This window comes from Flavobacterium sp. FlaQc-47 (assembly GCF_044006475.1).
GTDB lineage: Bacteria > Bacteroidota > Bacteroidia > Flavobacteriales > Flavobacteriaceae > Flavobacterium.
This window is the reverse complement of the sequence record NZ_JBIPCQ010000004.1, coordinates 667,037-688,469: the sequence shown is the minus strand read 5'-3', so window position 1 is coordinate 688,469 and position 21,433 is coordinate 667,037. Positions and strand designations below refer to the sequence as shown.

Sequence of the window (21,433 nt, the reverse complement as noted above, 5' to 3'; positions counted from 1 at the left end):
TTGTGACGTATATGGTGAAAAAAAATAAAAAAATCCCGCTAGCAATGCCATCGGGATTTAGTGCAATCAGTATAGTTTTAAAAAAATTATTCTGAATTTAGTAAGCACGTAAAATTATTTATTCTTTTTTGCTTTTATCATCATTTCAAGCTGGTCCCAAAGTTCTTCCGGAATAGCTTCTAATAAATTGAATTGTCCTGCACCTTTTAGCCATTCGCCACCATCAATTGTAATTACATCACCATTTATATAAGCTGAAAAATCAGAAACTAGATAGGCCGCTAAATTGGCTAATTCCTGATGATCACCTACACGTTTTAATGGTACTTTTTTTGCCATATCAAATTTCTCAGCTAAATCTCCCGGTAATAATCTGTCCCAGGCACCTTTTGTTGGGAATGGTCCCGGAGCAATTGCATTAGAACGAATGCCGTATTTTGCCCATTCTACCGCTAAACTGCGTGTCATGGCCAAAACTCCGGCTTTTGCAGTCGCACTTGGCACAACATAAGCAGATCCTGTCCAGGCATAAGTCGTAACAATATTTAAAATCGTAGAAGATTTTTGTTTCGTATCAATCCAATGTTTTCCAAAAGCCAGCGTACAGTTTTTAGAACCTTTAAGCACAATGTCGATAACAGTATCAAATGCATTCGCAGATAAACGTTCTGTTGGAGAAATGAAATTTCCGGCAGCATTGTTCAAAAGAACATCTACCTTTCCAAAAGTTTTTAAAACTTCCTGAAGCATATTTTCTACTTCTTCATAATGACGAACATCACATTGAAGCGGCAAACATTTTCCTCCTGTTTCAGTTTCAAGTTCAGTTGCAGTAGCTTTTAGTTTGTCTAAATCTCTTGAAGTAATGGCTACCTGAGCTCCTAATTCTAAGAAATATTTAGTCATCGCCTTTCCTAAACCGCTTCCTCCGCCAGTAACTACAATGACTTTATCTTTTAAAGCGTCATCTCTTAACATTTTATCTGTATAGCTCATATTTTTTTCTTTTTCTTACAATATTAATTAAATAAATAGGATGCACGCATAATAATGTTATAATTTTTTGATAAAATTTATATATCACACAATTTTTTTGCTGCAGATTCTAAAGTGAAATTATCTTTAGCAAAGCAAAAACGTATTAATTTTTGGTCTTTATGATCAGAATAAAAAGTCGAAATTGGAATCGCGGCAACGCCATAATCTGTGATTAATTTTTTACAGAAAGTCACATCATCTTCATTAGAAATATTGGCATATGAAGCAACCTGAAAATAAGTTCCTTCACAAGGTTTTAGTTCGAATCTACTGTTTTGGAGTAGCTTTTGAAAGTAATCTCGTTTTTCCTGATAAAATTTTCCAAGTAAACTAACATCAACAACATTTAAATATTGACTAATTGCGGCTTGAGAAATACTGTTGACGCTGAAAACCAAAAATTGATGTACTTTTTTAATTTCTTTCATCAAATGTTCCGGAGCAACGGTATAACCAATTTTCCAGCCTGTAATATGAAATGATTTCCCGAAAGAAGAAACCATTATACAACGATCTAAAAGAAAATCTTTGGTATGTGCCGAAATGTGTTTTTCTTCAAAAGTGATATATTCATAAACTTCATCAGATAAAACAATAACATCAGGAAATTTTGAAAGTAATTTTTTCAGTTGAAGAAAATCATCTTGTGTGAGGATTTTCCCTGTTGGATTATGCGGATTATTGATTATAATCATCTTTGTCTTTGCCGAACATGCTTTTTCGATAGTTTCCCAATTAGGTGTATAATCGTCGTTTAAAGCTACCCGAACAGGTTTTGCATTGCACAATAAAACCGGAGATTCGTAAGAATCATAACTCGGATCCAGAATAATTACTTCGTCACCTGTTTTTACCAAAGCTAAAATAGAAGTAAAAATTCCCTGAGTTGCTCCAGTAGTAACTAATACTTCTGTTTCGGGAATAATGGTTCTGTTATAGGAGTCCAAAACTAATTTTGCAATCTGGTTCATCAATGGCGGAAAACCTGCCATTGGTGTATATTGATGCACATTTTCTTTAGATAATTTCGCCAGGATATCAGTCAATCTTTCATCAACTGGAAAATTTGGAAATCCCTGCGAAAGATTAATCGCATTATATTCGGCTGCCATTTTTGACATTACCGTAAAAATACTTGTGGTTACATTAGGAAGTTTACTCATTATAAAGTTTAATTAGGGAAACTTGTGAGTACAATATAAGATAATTTTTACGATTACATTTTATGAATAATAAAAATCGTAGGGCGATTATGCAAATCAACTTTTAATTTTTTCCAGTCTGCAACTCGCATTGTTTTAATAAATTCTGTTGGTAAAGTAATATCAGTCGCAATACATAGATGAGTCGAGGGGTTTAAAATTTGCAGTATATCCTCTACTAATTTGTTGTTTCTATAAGGAGTTTCTATAAAAAGTTGTGATTGGTTTTTATCCTGAGATAATTTCTCAAAATATTTTAACGCTGATTTTTTCTCATCCTTATCAATAGGTAAATATCCGTTGAAAGTAAAACTTTGTCCGTTCATTCCGGAAGCCATCATTGCTAATAATATAGATGAAGGGCCAACCAAAGGTACCACCTGAATTCCTTTTTCATGAGCCAATTTTACAATAACGGCACCGGGGTCAGCAACTCCGGGGCAACCGGCTTCGCTCATTAAACCTACATTTTTTCCTTCTAATAAAGGTTTGATAAAATCTAAATGCTCGCTTGGTTCCGTGCGCTTATTAAGCGTAAACAAAATAAGGTCTGATTGTTTTTTTTCCGGAGAAACTGCTTTTATTGATTTTCTGGCAGTTTTTTCGTTTTCTACAATATAATAATCTATAAAATCAATACTTCTTTTTACTGTTTGCGGCAAAACATCCATAGGATCACTTTCGCCCATTGTAGTTGGAATTAAATATAATTTTCCTGGAAGTTTCATGTGCGTGGTTTTATATTTTGTTTGAAGAAAAAAAGCTAAGAATGTTTTTCGAGGAGTTTTTTTGCGATAATGTCTGTTGCTTCATTCAGCATTTGATATACATTATCAAAACCATTAGCAACACCATAGTAAGGATCTGGAACATCTACATTTTCATCAGGAAAAAGTTCGTTCAGGATAAGCTGAACTTTATTTTTATGTTCAGGAGTTTTTGCGAGATCAATCACATCACTGTAATTAGAACTGTCCATTACATATATATAATCAAATTCATCAAAATCAGAAGTTTTAAATTGTCTCCCTTTTTGACCGTCAATACATAAACCATTTTTTTGCGCAACGGCAATAGAACGTTTGTCTGGTGCGCGTCCAACATGCCATGATCCTGTTCCGGCAGAATCCACTATAAAGTTATCAGGTAATTTTGATGCCAAAATTCCTTCTGCTAAAGGTGATCTGCAAATATTACCAAGGCAAACCATTAAAATTTTTACTGGCATGATTCGCGTTTATAGCGTTAGTTTTTTGTTGATATCTTCGACAAATTTTTTGAATTGTTTGTCTGTAGAAACTAAATTGTCAACTGTTTTACAAGCATGTAAAACGGTAGCGTGATCGCGATCTCCAATTTGCGAGCCAATGTTTGCTAAAGAAGCTTTTGTAAATTTCTTTGCGAAAAACATAGCCAATTGTCTCGCCTGAACCACGTGTCTTTTTCTCGTTTTTGATTGAAGTGTTTCAATATCCAACTGGAAATAATCTGACACAATTTTTTGAATATAATCGATAGAGATTTCTCTCTTTACGTTTTTAACAAATTTTTCTACAACACTTTTAGCAAGCTCAATTGTAACTTCTTTTTTATTGAAAGAAGATTGTGCAATTAATGAAATGATAGCGCCTTCTAGTTCTCTAACATTGCTTTTGATATTGCGGGCAACATATTCAATAATATCATCCGGCATTTCAACGCCATCACGATAAAGAATGTTCTTGAGGATCGAAATACGGGTTTCGTAATCCGGCTGATGTAACTCAGCAGATAATCCCCATTTGAAACGGGATAATAAACGTTGCTCAATATCCTGCATGTCAACAGGAGCTTTGTCCGAGGTCAAAATTACCTGTTTTCCATTTTGATGTAAATAGTTAAAAATATGGAAAAATACGTCCTGAGTCCCTGATTTTCCAGATAAAAACTGAACATCATCAATAATCAAAACGTCGATTAACTGGTAAAAGTGAATGAAATCATTACGATTATTCTTTTTAACCGAATCAATATATTGTTGTGTGAAAATTTCGGCAGAAATATATAAAACCGTTTTTTCAGGATATTTGTCTTTTACTTCAACACCAATAGCATGCGCTAAGTGCGTTTTTCCTAAACCAACTCCGCCAAAAATCAATAACGGATTAAATGATGTTCCTCCGGGCTTATTGGCAACAGCCATACCTGCAGATCGGGCAAGACGGTTTGAATCACCTTCAAGGAAATTATCAAAACTGTAATTCGCATTTAATTGCGATTCAATTTTAAGATTTCTAATTCCGGGAATTACAAAAGGATTTTTTAGTTCAGGATTTAAGTTTTTAAACGGAGCATCAACCTCTTGCGGTTTCATAGGCACTCTGTTGGCACTTGGCAACTGTTCGGTAAACGGTTGTTTATTGCCATAAGTGTTCTCCATTTTAATTTTATAGAGTAACTTTGCGTTTTTTCCCAGTTCTTTGGTAAGTGCAACTTTCAATAATTTAACATAGTGTTCTTCCAGCCACTCGTAAAAAAATTTACTTGGTACTTGAATATATAACGCGTTGTCGGTTAGCTCAACTGATTTGATTGGTTCGAACCAAGTTTTATAGGCTTGATCTTGAATATTGTCTTTTATAAAGGACAAACAGTTTTCCCATACCGATTGAGCAGTTTTAGTCATAAATTCAGATAAATTTTTTTATTATTGATAAAGATTCTCCTAATAAAAAAGGAGCAATTTTATTCCGTATTTCGGGATAACAAATATGTGAACAAATTTCTGTAAAAAAAAATAATTTGGGGTCTAATTTTATAAAAAAATGTTGTAAGCAGACTTTTTGAAGTTAACTATTTTTAAAATATAAAGAATGAAAAATCATCAAACGCAAGTGCGTGTTCGTTACTCGGAAACCGATCAAATGGGAGTTGTTTATCACGGAAATTATGTGCCTTATTTTGAGATAGGACGCGTGGAATGGCTTAGAGATAAAGGGATTTCCTATAAAAGTATGGAAGAAAGCGGAATTGGATTACCAATTGTTTCCATGCAAATAAATTATAAAAAATCTGCACGCTATGATGAGCTTCTTACCATTCATACTACTTTCAAAAGTCAGTCATCTGTCAAGATTGAATTTGATTGTGCAATCTATAATGAAGCGAATGAGTTATTAACAACTGCGGCATTTATTTTAGTATTTATTTCGTTAAAAACAGGTCGCCCAACTGCTCCTCCGGATTATATTTTAGAATTGTTTAAAACACTTGTATAATTGTTAAAATGAGATTGGTTTTTATATCAATTTAGATAATTTTAATATCGATTTCAAACATTAAATCAAAAATGTCGAATACTGATTCGGCATTTTTTTTGCGTGTTTTTATTGTGATTTTTCCAATTGGCAAACCTGAATCTTCATTAATTTCCATTTCCTGAGATGTAATTTCGAGCTTTTTTTCCTTGATCACCCGCATAACCTTATTCATGTTTTTGTAATCAAAAGAGATTAAAAAATGAACATCGATTGTTTTTTCGATAATCTCAGAAACTTCAAGCGTCATTTGTGCAGTAGTTTTATAAGCTGCAATTAATCCGCCAACTCCCAATTTTACTCCGCCAAAAATCCTTACTACAACAACCAAAACGTTTGTTAAGCCAAAAGATTGTATTTGACCATAAATAGGCGCTCCGGCAGTATTGCTTGGTTCACCGTCATCATTTGCGCGATAAGAAATTTTTGGAGCTGTACCTAATTGATATGCATAACAATAATGTACGGCATGAGGATGTTGCTTTTTTAAATTTTCGATGATGGGTTTTACTTCATCCTCGTGTTCTATAGGAAAAGCGTATCCAAAGAATTTGCTTCCTTTTTCCTTAAAAAGCACTTCTTCAGATTCAAAAGCAAGGGTTTGGTACGTATCGTTATATTCCAAAAGTAAATTTCTAAATTATGTTTAATTGTTTTTTGCCACAGATTAAAGGATCAAAATAATTTTCTTTCTTAACTGTGACGAGTTTTCACGCAGATTTAAAAAGATTTTAGCCGATCTACGCAGATTATAATCAAAATTAAATCTGCTCAAATCTGCAGAATCTGCGTGAAAAAATCATTTTAATCTGTGCAATCTGTGTCAAAAGTACTTCTGTAGCTAAATTATTTTTTTATCAAATAAATCCACAACATCTTCCTGACCCACTTGTAAATTCCAGACGTGAAATCCTAAAGCGGCGGCAGAATCTGTATTTTCTTTTTTATCATCTACAAACAAAGTACGTTTTGGTGATAATTCGTGTTTATTGATTAAATATTGAAAAACCTCGGGATTTGGTTTTCGCATTCCGATCTCAAAAGAAAAATAAACCTTTTCAAAACATTGGTAAAAATCGCTGTAAAAGGAAATTCCGCTTGCGTTCTCGAAAGTTGCAATGTGAATAGAATCGGTATTGCTTAATAAAAACAATCGGTATTTTTGAGAAAGTAATTGTAAAAACTCTAATCGATATAAAGGGAAATCAGCTAAAACAGCATTCCACGCTTTTAGGATTTCTTCAATCGAAGCATTAGGAAGTTCTTTTTGAAAACCTGCCAAAAAATCATCATACGAAATATCTCCCGTTTCAAACAAAAGATTCAGGCGGCCCAATTCAGTACTCCATTCCGTCATGCCTAAATTCTGCAATCCGGAAATAGTAGCTTGTTTGTCTAAATTGATAAAAATATCTCCAAAGTCAAAAATTATAGTATCAATCATGATTTCTAATGTTTATTAATTCATCGCTTTGAATGTAGGTTTTGGTCAAATTTTTCTTTTGAATATCTGGAGCTTTAGTTCCTTTTCCGAAAGTAGCTTTTCCGATAAAAATCCTGGCTTCATCCCAAATGTTTTCATCTATAAATGATTGCAGCGTTTTCAGTCCGCCTTCAATAATAATAGACTGAATTTGATTTTGATATAAAACAGCTAAAATCTGCGGAATGATATTCTGATTAAAATCAATTACTTCAAAGTTAGTGTTTTCTGTCTGAAGGCTTATTTCAGATTTTGTAAAAAGGATTGTTTTAACACTATCATCAAAAATAAAACTTTCTTTTGATATGCGATTATTTTGGTCTAAAACAACTCTTACGGGATTATTTCCTAACCAGTCTCTGGTATTTAATTTCGGATTATCATCAATGACGGTTTGCGTTCCTACTAAAATTGCCTGTTCCTCACTGCGCCATTTGTGTACTAATTGTCTTGAATATTGATTTGTAATCCAAACAGGTTTTCGATCCTGATTAATCTCTTTTTCAGGTGCTAAAAATCCGTCCTGACTTTCTGCCCATTTTAATATAATATAAGGTCTCCTTTGCTGATGAAAAGTAAAAAAGCGTTTATTGAGTTCGTTGCATTCTTGTTCTAAAACACCAACTAGCACATTTGCGCCTGCTGCAATTAATTTTTTTATGCCATTTCCTGCCACCTTTTCATTAGGATCTACAGTTCCTACAACTACGTTTGGGATTTTATGCTCAATTATTAAATCACAACAAGGAGGTGTTTTTCCAAAATGGCTGCAAGGCTCTAAACTCACATATATAGTAGCGTTTTTTAATAGCGATTTATCTTTGACAGATCGAATTGCGTTCACCTCTGCGTGTGGTTGTCCGGCTTTTTTATGCCAGCCTTCACCAATAATTTGGTTTTGGTAAACAATTACGCTTCCCACCATTGGGTTAGGATATGTTGTTCCAAAGCCATTTTGTGCCAGTTCAATGCAGCGTTTTATGTATTTTTCATGTATATTCACATTGCAAAAGTAGTTATTTTTGAGTTTAGGAATAAGTTAAGAAACTATCGAAAAGTATTTTTTACTTTTGTAAGAAGTTAGACGAATAAAGAAATATGGAAAATTGGATTATCAGAACAATTAAAAAAGAAGACAATCAGGCAGTTGCTCAATTAATACGATCGGTTTTTGACGAAATGGAAATACCAAAAGTAGGGACAGCATATGCGGATCCGTATTTAGATTTAATGTTTGAAGAATATAACAAACCGAAATCAGCTTATTTTGTAGTTGAAAACGAAGGCAAAATTGTGGGTTGTTCAGGCGTTGCGCCTTTAGAAAATGGAGATCCTAAGATTTGTGAATTGCAAAAAATGTATTTTTTACCGGAAACCCGCGGTTTAGGAATTGGAGCACAAATGATCGGAAAATGCTTAGAGCAGGGAAAAATTTTTGGTTTTGAAAAATGTTATATCGAGACAATGCCATTTATGCATGCCGCCCAAAAATTATATAAAAAATCAGGTTTTGAATATTTAGATGCACCATTAGGAAATACTGGGCATAGTTCTTGTCCAGTGTGGATGTTAAAAGTTTTATAATCGTATGAAAAAAATTGTTTTTGGAATTGTTTTAGTCTCGGTTTTCTTTTCTTGTAATAATTCTAAAGAAAAAAACGCAGATAAAAACGTCAAAGTCACTGATAAAGCTGTTGCAAAAGATTCTGTTCAAGAGAATGAGGTTGCGGCTGATGAAAAAAACAAAAGTGATTTTGATATTTTGCTGCCGCGAAGTTATCGAACTTATGAGGTAAATCCGGCGGCGTCATTAACAGATAAGTGGGTCGATTTATACGAAAATAACGGTGAATATTATTTGGCAAAAGCCGATTTTAAAATAGAAAAAGGATTTGACGAATGTTCCGGAGATTCTTTACAATCCATTATTCCGAAAAATAAAACGATTGTTTTTATGGATTATCCGGGCTTGAAATTAGGAAAGATTAAGTCTTTGAAAATTGTCAAACATAAAGTTTGGCCAAAAGAAAAAGTAACTTATACATTTAACGGTATTAATTACGTTCTTAGAGCTGAAGGAAAAGTTTTGTCTGAGGATAAAACAGATTCAGACAGTGATGAAGACAAAGTTTTTAAGAATGTAGCGAATTATAAACTCTACCTGACTGCAAATAATGGCGTTGAAAAATTGATTTTAGCTCAGGAATCTTTCAATGATACATTTGTAGTATTACTTTTTGCAGGAGATATTGATGGAGATGGAAAACTGGATTTGGTTTTTAGTGCAAATAGAGATTATGAAGAAGAGCGGGTAATTTTATTTCTTTCATCAAAAGCTACAAATGATGAAGCGATGAAAAAAGTTGCCGAAATAGCAGTTCAATTCGATTGCTAAAAATATAGTCAAGGTTAAAAGTTTAAATAAGATGGTACTAATTGACAAAAAGCTGCGGCGTTTAAAATAAACTCAAAATGAGAATCAAACAATATCGTACTCAATTTATAAAAGAATTATCCCCATTTTACGATGCGTACGAAGCGGAGAGTTTTTTCTATTTAATATTAGAAGACAAACATAAATTACGACAAATTGATTTAGCTCTAAATCATGAATTGACGTTTTCAGAAAGCGATTTTGTAGTTTGGGATTCCTTTTTAGCTCAATTAAAAAAAGAAGTTCCGATTCAGTATTTGTTGGGAAAAACTCATTTTTATGGATTGGATTTTGAAGTCAATGAAAATGTTTTGATTCCGAGACCTGAAACGGAAGAATTGGTCGAATGGATTATCAATGAAAACTCAAAGATTGATACTTCTAAAAAAATAAAAATCCTTGATATTGGTACAGGAAGCGGATGTATCGCAATTTCCCTGGCAAAAAATATCCCAAATGCGGAAGTTTACGGAATCGATGTTTCGAAAAAAGCGATAGAAACCGCAAAAAGAAACGCGATAAATAATAAAACCGGAGTAACTTTTATGCTTCAGAATATTTTAGAAACAGAAGCGTTGAAATTTGATTTTGATATTATTGTTTCAAATCCGCCTTATGTTCGTAATTTAGAGAAAGAGGAAATCAAAAAAAATGTTCTGGATTATGAACCACATCTGGCACTTTTTGTAGATGATAATGATGCATTGATTTTCTACAGAAAAATTGCAGATCTTGCACAAAATAATCTTTTGGAAAATGGACAATTGTATTTTGAAATCAATCAGTATTTGGGCGACGAAACAAGAGAATTGCTGGAAAAAATGGATTTTAAAAATATCGAATTACGAAGAGATATTTATGATAATGACAGAATGATTTCCTGCAAGATTTCTAAAGTTGAGTAGTTTTCAGTGTCAGTTTCCAGTCTCAGTTCACTGTAAACTGACACTGCGACTGAAAACTATTCGTAACGCAAAGCCTCAATAGGATCGAGTTTTGATGCCTTGATTGCCGGATATAGACCGGAAACAATGGCGACGGTAAAACTGGTGCCAAAGGCGGCAAAAATAGCAACCCAAGGCACAACGAATACAAAACTCATTGCGGTTGCTATGGCAAAACCTAAAAGTATACCGATTACAATGCCAATCAAACCTCCAATTTGCCCAATTAATAAAGTTTCGATAAAAAACTGAACGGCAATCGTTATTTTTTTTGCGCCCAAAGCTTTTCTAACACCTATTTCGCGTGTACGTTCTGTAACCGAAACAATCATGATGTTCATTAAAGCAATTGAAGATCCTAAAATAGTTATAACGCTGATAATCCAGGATGCCCAGCCCAAATATTTTGTGATTCCAAGAATACGATTGATCAAATCATCGCTGCGCCCAATTCCGAAATTATTGTCACGCGTTGGACTCAATTTTCGAACTCTTCGCATTGTACTTGTTGCATTGTCAATTGCCTGGTCTAAAAGTTCTTTTTTAGAAACCATTACGCTCATTGTATAATTGATATTAGGCGCAGTAAATAAGGAACGGGCAACCTGAATGGGAATTAAAACACGTAAATCCTGACTGTTGCCAAATGTTGAACCTTTTTCTTTTAAAACGCCAATAACTTTAAATCGGGCACCGCGAATTGAAATTGTTTTATCAATAGGGTTCAAATCTTTTAATAATCCTTTCTCAAAATCAGACCCAACAACGCAGGAATAAGTATTGTTATCAATGTCGAATTGATTAAAACTACGTCCTAAACTAATTTCCAGACCAGAGTTGCCTATAAAATGTTCATCAACACCAAGAATCTGAATTTCCGGATCTGTTTTTTTATCTAAATACTTAACCTCTGCCGTTTTTGTGGCTGTAAAGGATAAAGAAGTTTCTGTAAAAGGGTATCTATATTTGTTCTTGAAAGCGACTGCTTCCGGATATGAAATAATAGGATTTACAATTTCACGTTCGTTGCTTCCGCGGTTTTTAAGGTTATTTTCGTACTGGTTGATGTTGAAAGTATTTGCTCCCATAGAAGCAAAATTGGTTGAAATGGTGTTATTAAGTGCTGTTACAACAGTCAAAATCCCCACTAAAGCGGTAATCCCAATCGCAATAATTAATACGGTAAGAATGGTACGCAACAATTGTGTTTTGATAGAACCAAAAGCAATTCGAATATTTTCTTTAAATAATTTTAGCATCATGACCAATTTGTCACGAAAATACGTTTTTTGTTACAAGTTTGTTTTCGAACAGGCATTATTTATTTTAAAAAATAAGATATTTGCAGACGATTTGCGGTTTTAACCAAAATCAAAAATCAATAAGAAATTAATTTCAGGATTTTTTGAGATAAAGATTGGGAAATAATCTAAAATCAGAAATCTAAAATCTAAAATAAAAGAAAAATGGCTTCAAAACCAAGCATACCACAAGGAACAAGAGATTTTTCGCCTGCAGAGGTGTCAAAACGTCAATATATTATTCAGACCATAAAAAATAATTTTGAGAAATTTGGCTTTCAGCCGATAGAAACTCCTTCGTTTGAAAATTCAGATACCTTAATGGGGAAATATGGAGAAGAAGGTGATCGACTGATTTTTAAAATATTAAATTCAGGTAACTTTTTCTTCAATAAAAATAAAATTGAATTGCCGGAATCAATAGAATCTCTTCAGGTTAATTCGGCAGAAACAATCAATCTGGATCAAAGAATTGAACTGAATAAATTTACTGGAAAAATTTCTGAAAAAGCCTTGCGTTACGACTTAACCGTTCCGTTTGCGAGATATGTGGTACAACACCAAAACGAAATTGAATTTCCTTTTAAAAGATATCAAATTCAACCCGTTTGGAGAGCAGACAGACCTCAAAGAGGACGTTATAGAGAATTTTATCAATGTGATGCTGATGTTGTAGGTTCAAAATCGCTTTGGCAGGAAGTTGAATTGGTTCAGTTATATGATACGGTTTTTACTTCTTTAGGTTTGGAAGGTGTTACGATTAAAATCAACAATAGAAAAATATTATCAGGAATTGCCGAAGTTATCGGTGCTTCGGATAAATTGATTGATTTTACCGTAGCTCTTGATAAACTGGATAAAATTGGTGAAGATGGGGTAAAAAAAGAAATGATTGAAAAAGGTATTGCCGAAGAAGCGTTGGTTAAAGTACAGCCTCTTTTTAATTTTACAGGGACTTTTTCAGATAAAATAAAACAGCTTTCAGAATTGTTGTCTTCTTCGGAAGAAGGAATGAAAGGTGTTGAGGAATTGAAATTTATTTGTGACAATGTGGCAACTTTAGGTTTAGCAACAGCCACTTTAGATCTTGATGTGACATTGGCACGCGGACTAAATTATTACACAGGAGCTATTTTTGAAGTAGCAGCTCCAAAAACCGTTTCAATGGGGTCTATTGGCGGCGGCGGAAGATATGATGATTTAACGGGTATTTTTGGTTTAAAAAATATGAGTGGCGTTGGAATTTCTTTTGGTTTAGACCGAATTTATCTGGTTTTGGAAGAATTGCAATTGTTTCCTGATACTGTTGCAGCAACTTCAAAAGCGTTGTTTATCAATTACGGCGATGCCGAAGCTTTATATGCGTCGCAAGCGATCCAGAAATTGCGACAAGAAAATATAAAAGTAGAATTGTATCCTGATAATGTAAAAGTGGGGAAACAGTTTCAATATGCTGATAAACGCATGATTCCGTTTGCTGTAATTGCAGGTGATCAGGAAATTGCAAATAATTCATATTCTCTTAAAAATTTAGTTTCAGGAGAGCAGGTTTCTGTTGATTTTGAAGGATTGAAAAATGCTTTGTTAGCATAATTGAATGGTAAAGTATTTTGCTACTCACAATAGCTATCGGGATAAAAGATTATTTAGATTTTTGTTTCACACTGATTTTTGCAAATTAAAGCAGATTAAATTTGATTTTTATATAAAGTAAATCTGCTTTAATCTGCCTAAATCTTTTTTAAAATCTGCGTGAAATAAAAATTTAGATGTTAACTGTTTGAAGTAAAGGTTTTTGCTTCGGATCGCACAGATTTAGAGGATTTTCTTTTTAAATCTCCGGGTGAAATAGTTGCCAGAGAAGAAAAAAAACTTTTAATTTGCGGCCTTATTACGGGCGTAGTTCAAGGGTAGAATAGCGGTCTCCAAAACCGTTGATGGGGGTTCGAATCCCTCCGCCCGTGCAAATTTTTTAACGAAAATAACACAAAGGTTTTATTTAAGAATACTAAAGATATAAAGTTTGCAAAGCTGAAATCAACATAAAGCTTTGCGAACTTTCTTTTTTTATAAAACTTAAGAGTAAAAAACTTAGGGTTCTTTGCGGTAAAATTTTCCCCTAAAAGCATAAAAAAAAGCTTCGTCTGTAATAGGCGAAGCTTTTTTTAATATAAGGTAAACTTGAATTAATAATTATTTATGAAGCCGAGGCCAACCCTTAAATTCAATTTTGATAGGTAATCTTTAATTTCCAATTTGGAATTCCAAATATAGTATAAACTAAAACGTAATAGTCTTAAAATTATACTAAATTTCTTAGCCGTAATGTTACTTTTTAAATCGCTCAGTTTTAATAAAGTGACAATTTGACATTTTAAAAGATTTGGCAGTACTTTTGCAATCCAACAGAAAGAATACAAAATGAAGTTTAAAAATATTTTTAAAAATAAAAGTAATATGACTACGGAAAATACAGAGTTCGATCAAGAATTAGATGATGCAACGTTAGAAAATAATGCCAATGGCGAGCAATTAATTGTTGAAGAATTAAGTGTTGAAGAGCAATTAGCTCAAGACTTGGCAAAAGAAAAAGATAAATTCTTGAGATTATTTGCTGAATTTGAAAATTATAAAAAAAGAACTTCAAAAGAACGTATGGATTTGTTTAAAACAGCAAATCAAGAAGTTTTGTTAGCAATGCTTCCGGTTTTAGACGATTTTGACAGAGCAACTGTAGAAATCAATAAATCTGAGGATGAAAATTTGAAAAAAGGAGTGGAGTTAATTCACGAAAAACTAAAAAGTACTTTGGTTTCTAAAGGTTTAGAGCAAGTTGAAGTAAGAGCAGGTGATGCTTTTAATGCGGATTTTGCTGAGGCAATCACCCAAATTCCAGCTCCGTCTGATAAATTAAAAGGGAAAATTGTTGATGTTATCGAAAAAGGATACAAATTGGGAGACAAAATTATTCGTTTTCCTAAAGTTGTTATCGGAAACTAAAAAAATACAAACCAGAATTTCAAATTCCATAATTTAAGAATTGGATTTTGAAATTTACTTTGGAATTTAACCTTCATTATGAAAAAAGATTTTTACGAAATATTAGGCATTTCAAAAGGTGCTGATGCTGCCGAAATTAAAAAAGCGTATAGAAAAAGCGCTTTAAAGTATCACCCGGATAAAAACCCGGGAGACAAAGAGGCAGAAGAAAATTTTAAATTAGCGGCAGAAGCTTATGAAGTTTTAAGCGATCCTAACAAAAAAGCTAAATACGATCAATACGGGCACCAGGCTTTTGATGGTTCCGGAGGTTTTGGCGGTGGTGGCCACGGTGGTATGAATATGGATGACATTTTTAGCCAGTTTGGTGATATTTTTGGAGGTGGATTTGGCGGCTTCGGTGGAGGCGTTGGCGGAGGTCCTCGTCGTGCTAAAGGAAGTAATCTTCGAATTAAAGTAAAGTTGACTTTAGAAGAAGTTGCAAATGGTGTTGAGAAAAAAGTAAAAGTAAAACGTAAAGTTCAGGCTAAAGGAGTAACATACAAAACATGTTCGACTTGTAACGGTCAGGGACAAGTGATGCGTGTAACAAATACTATTTTAGGAAGAATGCAATCTGCATCAACTTGCCCTACATGTGGTGGTTCAGGTCAGATTTTAGATAAAAGACCTTCTGAGGCAGATGCACAAGGAATGGTTGTAGAAGATGAAACTGTTTCAATCAAAATTCCTGCAGGAGTAACTGATGGGATGCAATTAAAAGTTTCTAATAAAGGAAATGATGCTCCGGGAAATAGTGTTCCGGGAGATTTAATTGTTGCAATTGAAGAACTAGAGCACGAATTCCTGAAACGTGAAGGTGAAAATATTCACTTTGATTTATACATTAGTTTTCCGGAAGCAGTTTTAGGAGTTTCTAAAGATATTGAAGCCATCAACGGAAAAGTTCGTATTAAATTAGAAGAAGGTATTCAATCCGGAAAAATCCTAAGATTAAAAGGAAAAGGTATTCCAAGTATAAACGGTTACGGAAGCGGAGATTTACTTGTTCATGTAAATGTCTGGACACCAAAAACATTGAATAAAGAGCAAAAACAATTTTTTGAAAATGCTTTAGCCGACGAACATTTTGTTCCAAGCCCTGAAAAATCAGAAAAATCATTTTTTGAGAAAGTAAAAGATATGTTTTCATAAGCTAAACTTTTTCTAAAGTGTTTAATAAATATAAAAACCCATTTTAATGTAAATTTAGAATGGGTTTTTTGCGTAATTATACAAAGATTCGCTCTTAATTATTTACTTTTACAGCCTGTTGGTCATAATGATCAAACTGACGCAGAAAATCTTAAATATAGCATGAGCAACTTACTCGAAGTACATAAAGTCGTAAAAAAATACGGTGACTATGTAGCGCTTAACGAAGTTTCATTAAATGTGCCAAAAGGCAGTATTTACGGACTATTAGGTCCTAATGGAGCTGGAAAAACTTCCCTTATCCGAATCATAAATCAAATTACTTTGCCGGATAGTGGCGAAATAATTTTAGACGGAGAAAAATTGCAGCAAAAACATGTGCAGACTATTGGTTATCTTCCTGAAGAAAGAGGTTTGTATACATCAATGAAAGTAGGCGAGCAATGTTTGTATCTGGCACAAATGAAAGGGCTTTCTAAAGCCGAAGCAAAAGTGCAATTAGAATATTGGTTTGACCGTTTGGGTATTCAGGGTTGGTGGAACAAGAAAATTCAGGAACTTTCAAAAGGAATGGCGCAAAAAATTCAGTTTGTGGTTTGTGTATTGCATAAACCAAAACTGCTGATTTTTGATGAGCCGTTTTCCGGATTTGATCCCGTAAATGCAAATGTGATCAAAGATGAAATTCTGGCATTAAAAGAACAAGGTGCAACCATTATATTTTCGACACACAGAATGGAAAGTGTGGAAGAACTTTGCGATCATATTGCCTTAATTCATAAATCGAATAAATTAATAGAAGGAAAACTAAGCGATGTCAAACGTCAGTTTAGAACGAATAGTTTTGAAGTTGGAATTTTGACGAGTAATGTCGAAGGTTTGATGTATGATATTACTCAGAAATTTACTGTTGCTCCGGCAAATTTCAAATCATTAAACGATGATTTGAAACTCGATATTCAGATAGGAAATTCAACGCCAAATGAGTTATTGAATATCCTGACACAGCGTGGACAAGTAACACACTTTGTAGAAAAAATTCCAAGTGTAAACGATATTTTTATTCAAACAGTAACAGAAAAAGTTTAGATTTCAGATTTCAGATTTCAGAGTGAAAAACCTGGAATCTAAAATCTAAAGTCAACAATCTAAAATCTAAAATAAAAAATGAGCATCATTTCGTTGATTATAAAGAGAGAATTCATTGCAAAAGTCCGCAATAAATCTTTTGTTGTCATGACTTTTTTAAGTCCGTTGTTATTTGTTGCAATCGCGGGATTTATTGGTTATCTGAGTTCTATGAAAGCAGAAACCAAAAAAATTGCTATTCATGATGAAACCGGTTTGTTTGCGAACGATTTTGTTAAGCAGAATAAAAAAGACGCAGCATTCAAATATCTCAATTTATCTGAAATTGATACCAAGGCATTAAAAGACAGTATTACAAATGAAAATTTTGAGGGTTTAATTATTATTCCAAAAACAAACAATTTAAGGGATTTAGAAAGCAAAATTGAATTTATTTCAAACAATAGTCCCAGCATTTCATTTATCGAAAAAACACAATACGTTATATCTGAAAAGATTACAAAAATAAATCTGGAATCGGCAAAACTAGATACTTTGGCAATTCAAAAAGCACAATCTTCAGTTAATATTCATTTGGTAAAAGCGTCAGGAGAAGAAAGTTTAAAAGGATTAAATGAAATTAAAATCGGAATTGGCGGCGCTTTCGGATATTTAATCATGATGTTTATTATCATTTACGGAAATATGGTAATGCGAAGTGTTATTGAAGAAAAAACGAACAGAATTATTGAAATCATTATTTCATCGGTAAAACCATTTCAGTTAATGATTGGCAAAATCGTAGGAACTTCGCTGGCAGGATTATTACAATTTATGATCTGGGCAATAATTGGACTAGGATTAATGTTTGCCGCTTCAACATTTTTTGGCGTAAATGTTGGGCCAACAGCTAGAATTTCACCGGAATTAATGCAATCTGCACAACATGAAATGTCAGGAACGGCACAAATGTATATTAGCGAATTATGGAATTTGCCCATCGCAAGTATCTTATTTGGTTTTGTAGTTTATTTTATTGGAGGTTACTTTTTATATAGTTCGTTTTATGCCGCAATTGGAGCTGCAGTTGACAATCAAACCGATTCTCAACAATTTCTTTTGCCTATTATTATGCCGCTTATTTTAAGTGTTTACATCGGATTTTTCACAGTCGTAAATGATCCAAACGGAACCATTGCAGTTGTGTTTTCGATGATTCCGTTAACCTCGCCAATAGTAATGTTAATGAGGCTTCCGTTTGGAGTGCCGTGGTGGCAAATCGCAATTTCGGTATCATTATTGTTTGCAACCTTTTTTCTTGTTGTGTGGTTCGCAGCAAAAATTTACCGCATTGGTATTTTAATGTACGGCAAAAAACCAACCTGGAAGGAATTGTATAGATGGCTTAAATATTAACTTTTAAAAGTTGATAAGATTCTAAGATACTGAGTTGCTAAGTTTTTTTAGCATATTTTTGAAAGCTTAGAATCTTAGCAACTCAGAACCTTAGCAACTTTAAAAAGAATGAGTAAAATACTAATTATAGAAGACGAAGCATCGATCAGGAGAGTTTTGGTAAAAATTTTATCAGAAGAAAATGATACGTATCAGGTAGATGAAGCAGAAGATGGAGTTGCCGGTCTTGAAAAGATAAAAAACAACGATTACGATTTAGTTTTGTGTGATATCAAAATGCCAAAGATGGATGGTGTTGAGGTTTTGGAAGAAGCAAAAAAAATCAAACCTGAAATTCCTATGGTAATGATCTCCGGTCACGGCGATATGGAAACCGCAATTCACACCATGCGTTTAGGAGCTTTTGATTATATCTCAAAACCACCGGATTTAAACCGTTTACTGAATACTGTTCGTAACGCTTTAGATAAAAAACAACTTGTTGTTGAGAATAAAATCCTAAAGAAAAAAGTAAGTAAAAATTACGAAATGGTTGGCGAGAGTGAAGCCATCAATCATATAAAAGTGATGATTGATAAGGTGGCACAAACCGAAGCCAGAGTTTTGATTACAGGTCCAAACGGAACCGGAAAAGAATTAGTGGCACATCAATTACATGAAAAAAGTGAACGTGCAAATTTTCCAATGATTGAAGTAAACTGTGCTGCAATTCCAAGTGAATTGATTGAAAGCGAATTGTTTGGTCACGTAAAAGGCGCTTTTACATCTGCGGTTAAAGACCGTGCAGGGAAATTTGAAGCGGCAGATAAAGGAACTATTTTCCTGGATGAAATTGGTGATATGAGTCTTTCGGCGCAAGCCAAAGTTTTACGCGCTTTACAGGAAAGTATGATTACCAGAGTTGGTGCTGAAAAAGATATTAAAGTCGATGTACGTGTTGTGGCTGCAACCAATAAAGATTTAAAAATCGAAATTGCCGAAGGTCGTTTCCGTGAGGATTTATACCATCGTTTGGCTGTGATTTTGATAAAAGTTCCGCCGTTGAACGAACGACGCGATGATATTCCTGCCTTGGTACGATATTTTGCAGAGAAAATTGCCTCAGAACAAGGGAACGTCGTAAAAGTATTTTCGGCGCAAGCGGTACAATTATTACAAGAATACGATTGGACAGGAAACATTCGTGAACTTCGAAATGTTGTCGAAAGATTAATCATTTTGGGAGGAACCGAAATTTCTGAAACCGATGTAAAAATGTTTGCAAGCAAATAATTTTGGCTGCATGCTTTAGGCAAAAAGCTTTAAGCCATTAAAACTACATACAATTTTTGCCTATAGGTTATTGCCTAAGGCTTATAGCATTTAAAATATAAATAATTTTTGCTTATAGCATATTGCTTAAAGCTTAAAGCATGAAACAGATGAAACTAAAAAAAATAAACGAAAAATTACAAGAAGCACTAATTGAAAATGGTTTAACTGAGGCAAATGTTTTGCAGCAGGAAACTTTTTCGACAATAAAAAGCGGTGCAGATTGTATCATTCTATCTCCGGCAGGAAGCGGGAAAACAACCACAATTGTATTGAATGTGATTCAGCAATTGTCAGGTCACACGGAAGAATCTCCGCGTGCTTTGATTTTTGTTGAAGACAAAGCAAAAGTTTTAGAAATGGAAGCGCTTTTTGAGAAATACGGAAAATATTCTAATCTTGAAGTTTACGGCGTACACGACAAGGGCGATACAGATTATGATAAAAACTATATTTCGACAGGAGTAGATGTTTTAATTGGTACACCAAATAAATTAAGCGATATGTTTACAACGGCGGGTTATAATGTAAACCGCTTGAAAATGTTTATTATCGATGATGCAGATCCAATGTTGAAATTACGACATGAAACTAAAATCATGCGTATTTCAAACAGTATCACCAAAACACAACGTATTATTTTTGCTGAAAACCTGACAGAACGTATTGAAATTTTAGCAGATAAAATGATGCTGGAACCTTATTTATTTGATATGGATGAAGAAGGTAAAGAGGAGCTTGATGAAGAAGAAGGTGATATTGAAGAATAAGTAAGTCTCAGTTTTCAGTCGCAGCCTCAGTTTTCAGTGTTCACTGATACTGCGACTGAAAACTGCAACTAAGACCGAAAACTGAAAACGGCGACTAGAAACTAATAATATTTTGATTTATGGAGATGTTGAAAACGATTAAGTTTTTGACAATTGTGCTTTTGGCATTTTTTGTTGTTATTTATGTAATTATTGTTTTCTATGTTTATTTCAATCAGGTTGGAATGGTTTTTCAGAGTGCGAGACTTTCAAAAGACCACCAATTTAATTACCAGCATAAATTTGAAGAACTCAATATTAAATCTTTTGACGGAGTAGAATTAAATGGTTTATTGTTTAAGGCTGAACATTCTAAAGGACTTGTTTTTTATCTTCATGGAAATGCGGGAACATTAGAAACCTGGGGAAGTATTGCTAAAATTTATACGAATCTGGGATATGACATTTTTATTTTAGATTACAGAAGTTTTGGTAAAAGTGAGGGTGAAATTGAAAATGAAGAACAATTAAATAAAGATGTTTCTGTAGTTTATAAAACATTAAAGCAGCGATATTCTGAAAATAAAATTATTATTACCGGTTATTCCATCGGGTCGGGATTGGCGACAATTTTAACCTCGGAGAATAATCCGAAAGCTTTGATTTTGCAATCGCCTTATTATAGTTTTACTGAATTATCAAGTAGCAAAGTGCCATTTTTTCCAGATTTTCTAAAAAAGTTTACTTTAGAAACGTATGAATATCTGCCAAAAATAAAAGTACCAGTTTATATTTTTCATGGAATGCACGATCAGTTAATTCCATATGAAAATTCAGTTCGGTTAAGTAAATTATTAAAAAATAATGGACATTTTTACCCATTAAAAAATCAGGAACATACTGGTATGAATGAAAATAGCGATTTTCAAAATCAGTTAGAAGTAATATTACAGTAGAGAATAGAGAATAGAAAGAATCAAATAATTAGAAAAAAAAC

Annotated in this window: 21 protein-coding genes and 1 tRNA gene; 13 read left to right on the top strand and 9 right to left on the bottom strand. The window is 33.5% G+C overall.

The genetic code is table 11. From position 1 onward, the window contains the following. Positions 1–114 precede the first annotated feature (114 nt). The 5 genes from ACHRVX_RS16285 to dnaA form a co-directional block, all read right to left on the bottom strand. The gene (locus tag ACHRVX_RS16285) at positions 115–996 is read right to left on the bottom strand and encodes an SDR family oxidoreductase (RefSeq protein ID WP_395334054.1); all 882 of its coding nucleotides are present in this window, start codon (positions 994–996) and stop codon (positions 115–117) included. A 77-nt stretch (positions 997–1,073) separates the two neighbouring features. Further along, entirely contained in the window at positions 1,074–2,201 is a 1,128-nt protein-coding gene (locus tag ACHRVX_RS16280) for a methionine aminotransferase (protein ID WP_395334053.1), read from the bottom strand. Positions 2,202–2,254: 53 nt separating this feature from the next. After that, the gene (locus tag ACHRVX_RS16275) at positions 2,255–2,968 is read right to left on the bottom strand and encodes an SAM-dependent methyltransferase (protein ID WP_395334051.1); all 714 of its coding nucleotides are present in this window, start codon (positions 2,966–2,968) and stop codon (positions 2,255–2,257) included. 35 nt (positions 2,969–3,003) lie between these two features. Beyond that, entirely contained in the window at positions 3,004–3,468 is a 465-nt protein-coding gene (locus ACHRVX_RS16270) for a low molecular weight protein-tyrosine-phosphatase (RefSeq protein WP_395334049.1), read from the bottom strand. Positions 3,469–3,477: 9 nt separating this feature from the next. Next, positions 3,478–4,905 (bottom strand): chromosomal replication initiator protein DnaA, encoded by a 1,428-nt coding sequence (gene dnaA / locus ACHRVX_RS16265; RefSeq protein WP_026984957.1) that lies wholly within the window; start codon positions 4,903–4,905, stop codon positions 3,478–3,480. A gap of 187 nt (positions 4,906–5,092) precedes the next feature. Here dnaA and ACHRVX_RS16260 point away from each other — a divergent pair, with 187 nt between their 5' ends. Next, positions 5,093–5,497, top strand: coding sequence for an acyl-CoA thioesterase (locus tag ACHRVX_RS16260; RefSeq protein WP_395334046.1), 405 nt, complete (start codon positions 5,093–5,095; stop codon positions 5,495–5,497). A 31-nt stretch (positions 5,498–5,528) separates the two neighbouring features. Here the strand turns inward: ACHRVX_RS16260 and ACHRVX_RS16255 are convergent, their stop codons facing one another. The 3 genes from ACHRVX_RS16255 to ribD form a co-directional block, all read right to left on the bottom strand. Further along, a complete protein-coding gene (locus ACHRVX_RS16255; RefSeq protein WP_395334044.1) occupies positions 5,529–6,161 on the bottom strand; it encodes an IMPACT family protein in 633 nt (210 codons plus the stop codon). Positions 6,162–6,377: 216 nt separating this feature from the next. Continuing rightward, the gene (locus ACHRVX_RS16250) at positions 6,378–6,980 is read right to left on the bottom strand and encodes an HAD family hydrolase (protein ID WP_395334042.1); all 603 of its coding nucleotides are present in this window, start codon (positions 6,978–6,980) and stop codon (positions 6,378–6,380) included. Continuing rightward, a complete protein-coding gene (gene ribD / locus ACHRVX_RS16245; protein WP_395334040.1) occupies positions 6,973–8,022 on the bottom strand; it encodes a bifunctional diaminohydroxyphosphoribosylaminopyrimidine deaminase/5-amino-6-(5-phosphoribosylamino)uracil reductase RibD in 1,050 nt (349 codons plus the stop codon). Before ribD ends, ACHRVX_RS16250 begins: the two co-directional genes overlap by 8 nt. Before the next feature lie 95 nt (positions 8,023–8,117). Here ribD and ACHRVX_RS16240 point away from each other — a divergent pair, with 95 nt between their 5' ends. From ACHRVX_RS16240 to prmC, 3 genes are all read left to right on the top strand, one after another. After that, positions 8,118–8,603 carry a GNAT family N-acetyltransferase gene (locus ACHRVX_RS16240; RefSeq protein ID WP_395334038.1) on the top strand — a complete coding sequence of 162 codons (486 nt, stop codon included), beginning with the start codon at positions 8,118–8,120 and terminating at the stop codon, positions 8,601–8,603. A 4-nt stretch (positions 8,604–8,607) separates the two neighbouring features. Then, the gene (locus tag ACHRVX_RS16235; RefSeq protein WP_395334036.1) at positions 8,608–9,414 is read left to right on the top strand and encodes a hypothetical protein; all 807 of its coding nucleotides are present in this window, start codon (positions 8,608–8,610) and stop codon (positions 9,412–9,414) included. A gap of 77 nt (positions 9,415–9,491) precedes the next feature. After that, positions 9,492–10,358: a peptide chain release factor N(5)-glutamine methyltransferase gene (prmC, locus tag ACHRVX_RS16230; protein ID WP_395334034.1), complete on the top strand. Its 867-nt coding sequence runs from the start codon at positions 9,492–9,494 to the stop codon at positions 10,356–10,358. A 56-nt stretch (positions 10,359–10,414) separates the two neighbouring features. On the opposite strand, the gene ACHRVX_RS16225 is transcribed toward prmC, so the two are convergent. Further along, positions 10,415–11,659: an ABC transporter permease gene (locus ACHRVX_RS16225; protein WP_395334032.1), complete on the bottom strand. Its 1,245-nt coding sequence runs from the start codon at positions 11,657–11,659 to the stop codon at positions 10,415–10,417. Positions 11,660–11,863: 204 nt separating this feature from the next. On the opposite strand from ACHRVX_RS16225, the gene hisS reads away from it, so the two are divergent. The 9 genes from hisS (at position 11,864) to ACHRVX_RS16180 (ending at position 21,392) form a co-directional block, all read left to right on the top strand. Next, entirely contained in the window at positions 11,864–13,291 is a 1,428-nt protein-coding gene (gene hisS / locus ACHRVX_RS16220; RefSeq protein WP_395334030.1) for a histidine--tRNA ligase, read from the top strand. Positions 13,292–13,591: 300 nt separating this feature from the next. After that, a tRNA-Trp gene (locus tag ACHRVX_RS16215) sits at positions 13,592–13,662 on the top strand. A gap of 457 nt (positions 13,663–14,119) precedes the next feature. Then, positions 14,120–14,698, top strand: a complete 579-nt coding sequence (locus ACHRVX_RS16210; protein ID WP_395334028.1) for a nucleotide exchange factor GrpE — start codon at positions 14,120–14,122, stop codon at positions 14,696–14,698. 78 nt (positions 14,699–14,776) lie between these two features. Continuing rightward, positions 14,777–15,892 (top strand): molecular chaperone DnaJ, encoded by a 1,116-nt coding sequence (gene dnaJ / locus ACHRVX_RS16205; RefSeq protein WP_395334026.1) that lies wholly within the window; start codon positions 14,777–14,779, stop codon positions 15,890–15,892. Positions 15,893–16,054: 162 nt separating this feature from the next. Next, positions 16,055–16,981, top strand: a complete 927-nt coding sequence (locus ACHRVX_RS16200; protein ID WP_395334024.1) for an ABC transporter ATP-binding protein — start codon at positions 16,055–16,057, stop codon at positions 16,979–16,981. A gap of 78 nt (positions 16,982–17,059) precedes the next feature. Beyond that, a complete protein-coding gene (locus ACHRVX_RS16195; RefSeq protein WP_395334022.1) occupies positions 17,060–18,376 on the top strand; it encodes an ABC transporter permease in 1,317 nt (438 codons plus the stop codon). Positions 18,377–18,484: 108 nt separating this feature from the next. Then, positions 18,485–19,648 (top strand): sigma-54 dependent transcriptional regulator, encoded by a 1,164-nt coding sequence (locus tag ACHRVX_RS16190; protein ID WP_213305524.1) that lies wholly within the window; start codon positions 18,485–18,487, stop codon positions 19,646–19,648. A gap of 149 nt (positions 19,649–19,797) precedes the next feature. Continuing rightward, positions 19,798–20,457: a DEAD/DEAH box helicase gene (locus ACHRVX_RS16185; protein WP_395334019.1), complete on the top strand. Its 660-nt coding sequence runs from the start codon at positions 19,798–19,800 to the stop codon at positions 20,455–20,457. 119 nt (positions 20,458–20,576) lie between these two features. Next, complete coding sequence (locus tag ACHRVX_RS16180; protein ID WP_395334017.1) at positions 20,577–21,392, top strand: alpha/beta hydrolase; 816 nt, start codon at positions 20,577–20,579, stop codon at positions 21,390–21,392. Positions 21,393–21,433 lie beyond the last annotated feature (41 nt).

Excerpts from the sequence above, each read along its gene's own strand:
- dnaJ (WP_395334026.1), top strand. The coding sequence starts at position 14,777 with ATGAAAAAAGATTTTTACGAAATATTAGGCATTTCAAAAGGTGCTGAT.
- ACHRVX_RS16275 (WP_395334051.1), bottom strand. The coding sequence starts at position 2,968 with ATGAAACTTCCAGGAAAATTATATTTAATTCCAACTACAATGGGCGAA.
- ACHRVX_RS16200 (WP_395334024.1), top strand. The coding sequence starts at position 16,055 with ATGAGCAACTTACTCGAAGTACATAAAGTCGTAAAAAAATACGGTGAC.
- prmC (WP_395334034.1), top strand. The coding sequence starts at position 9,492 with ATGAGAATCAAACAATATCGTACTCAATTTATAAAAGAATTATCCCCA.
- dnaA (WP_026984957.1), bottom strand. The coding sequence starts at position 4,905 with ATGACTAAAACTGCTCAATCGGTATGGGAAAACTGTTTGTCCTTTATA.
- ACHRVX_RS16185 (WP_395334019.1), top strand. The coding sequence starts at position 19,798 with ATGAAACTAAAAAAAATAAACGAAAAATTACAAGAAGCACTAATTGAA.
- ACHRVX_RS16180 (WP_395334017.1), top strand. The coding sequence starts at position 20,577 with ATGGAGATGTTGAAAACGATTAAGTTTTTGACAATTGTGCTTTTGGCA.
- hisS (WP_395334030.1), top strand. The coding sequence starts at position 11,864 with ATGGCTTCAAAACCAAGCATACCACAAGGAACAAGAGATTTTTCGCCT.
- ACHRVX_RS16280 (WP_395334053.1), bottom strand. The coding sequence starts at position 2,201 with ATGAGTAAACTTCCTAATGTAACCACAAGTATTTTTACGGTAATGTCA.
- ACHRVX_RS16285 (WP_395334054.1), bottom strand. The coding sequence starts at position 996 with ATGAGCTATACAGATAAAATGTTAAGAGATGACGCTTTAAAAGATAAA.
- ACHRVX_RS16190 (WP_213305524.1), top strand. The coding sequence starts at position 18,485 with ATGAGTAAAATACTAATTATAGAAGACGAAGCATCGATCAGGAGAGTT.
- ACHRVX_RS16235 (WP_395334036.1), top strand. The coding sequence starts at position 8,608 with ATGAAAAAAATTGTTTTTGGAATTGTTTTAGTCTCGGTTTTCTTTTCT.
- ACHRVX_RS16270 (WP_395334049.1), bottom strand. The coding sequence starts at position 3,468 with ATGCCAGTAAAAATTTTAATGGTTTGCCTTGGTAATATTTGCAGATCA.
- ACHRVX_RS16260 (WP_395334046.1), top strand. The coding sequence starts at position 5,093 with ATGAAAAATCATCAAACGCAAGTGCGTGTTCGTTACTCGGAAACCGAT.
- ACHRVX_RS16195 (WP_395334022.1), top strand. The coding sequence starts at position 17,060 with ATGAGCATCATTTCGTTGATTATAAAGAGAGAATTCATTGCAAAAGTC.
- ACHRVX_RS16240 (WP_395334038.1), top strand. The coding sequence starts at position 8,118 with ATGGAAAATTGGATTATCAGAACAATTAAAAAAGAAGACAATCAGGCA.
- ACHRVX_RS16210 (WP_395334028.1), top strand. The coding sequence starts at position 14,120 with ATGAAGTTTAAAAATATTTTTAAAAATAAAAGTAATATGACTACGGAA.
- ACHRVX_RS16250 (WP_395334042.1), bottom strand. The coding sequence starts at position 6,980 with ATGATTGATACTATAATTTTTGACTTTGGAGATATTTTTATCAATTTA.
- ACHRVX_RS16225 (WP_395334032.1), bottom strand. The coding sequence starts at position 11,659 with ATGATGCTAAAATTATTTAAAGAAAATATTCGAATTGCTTTTGGTTCT.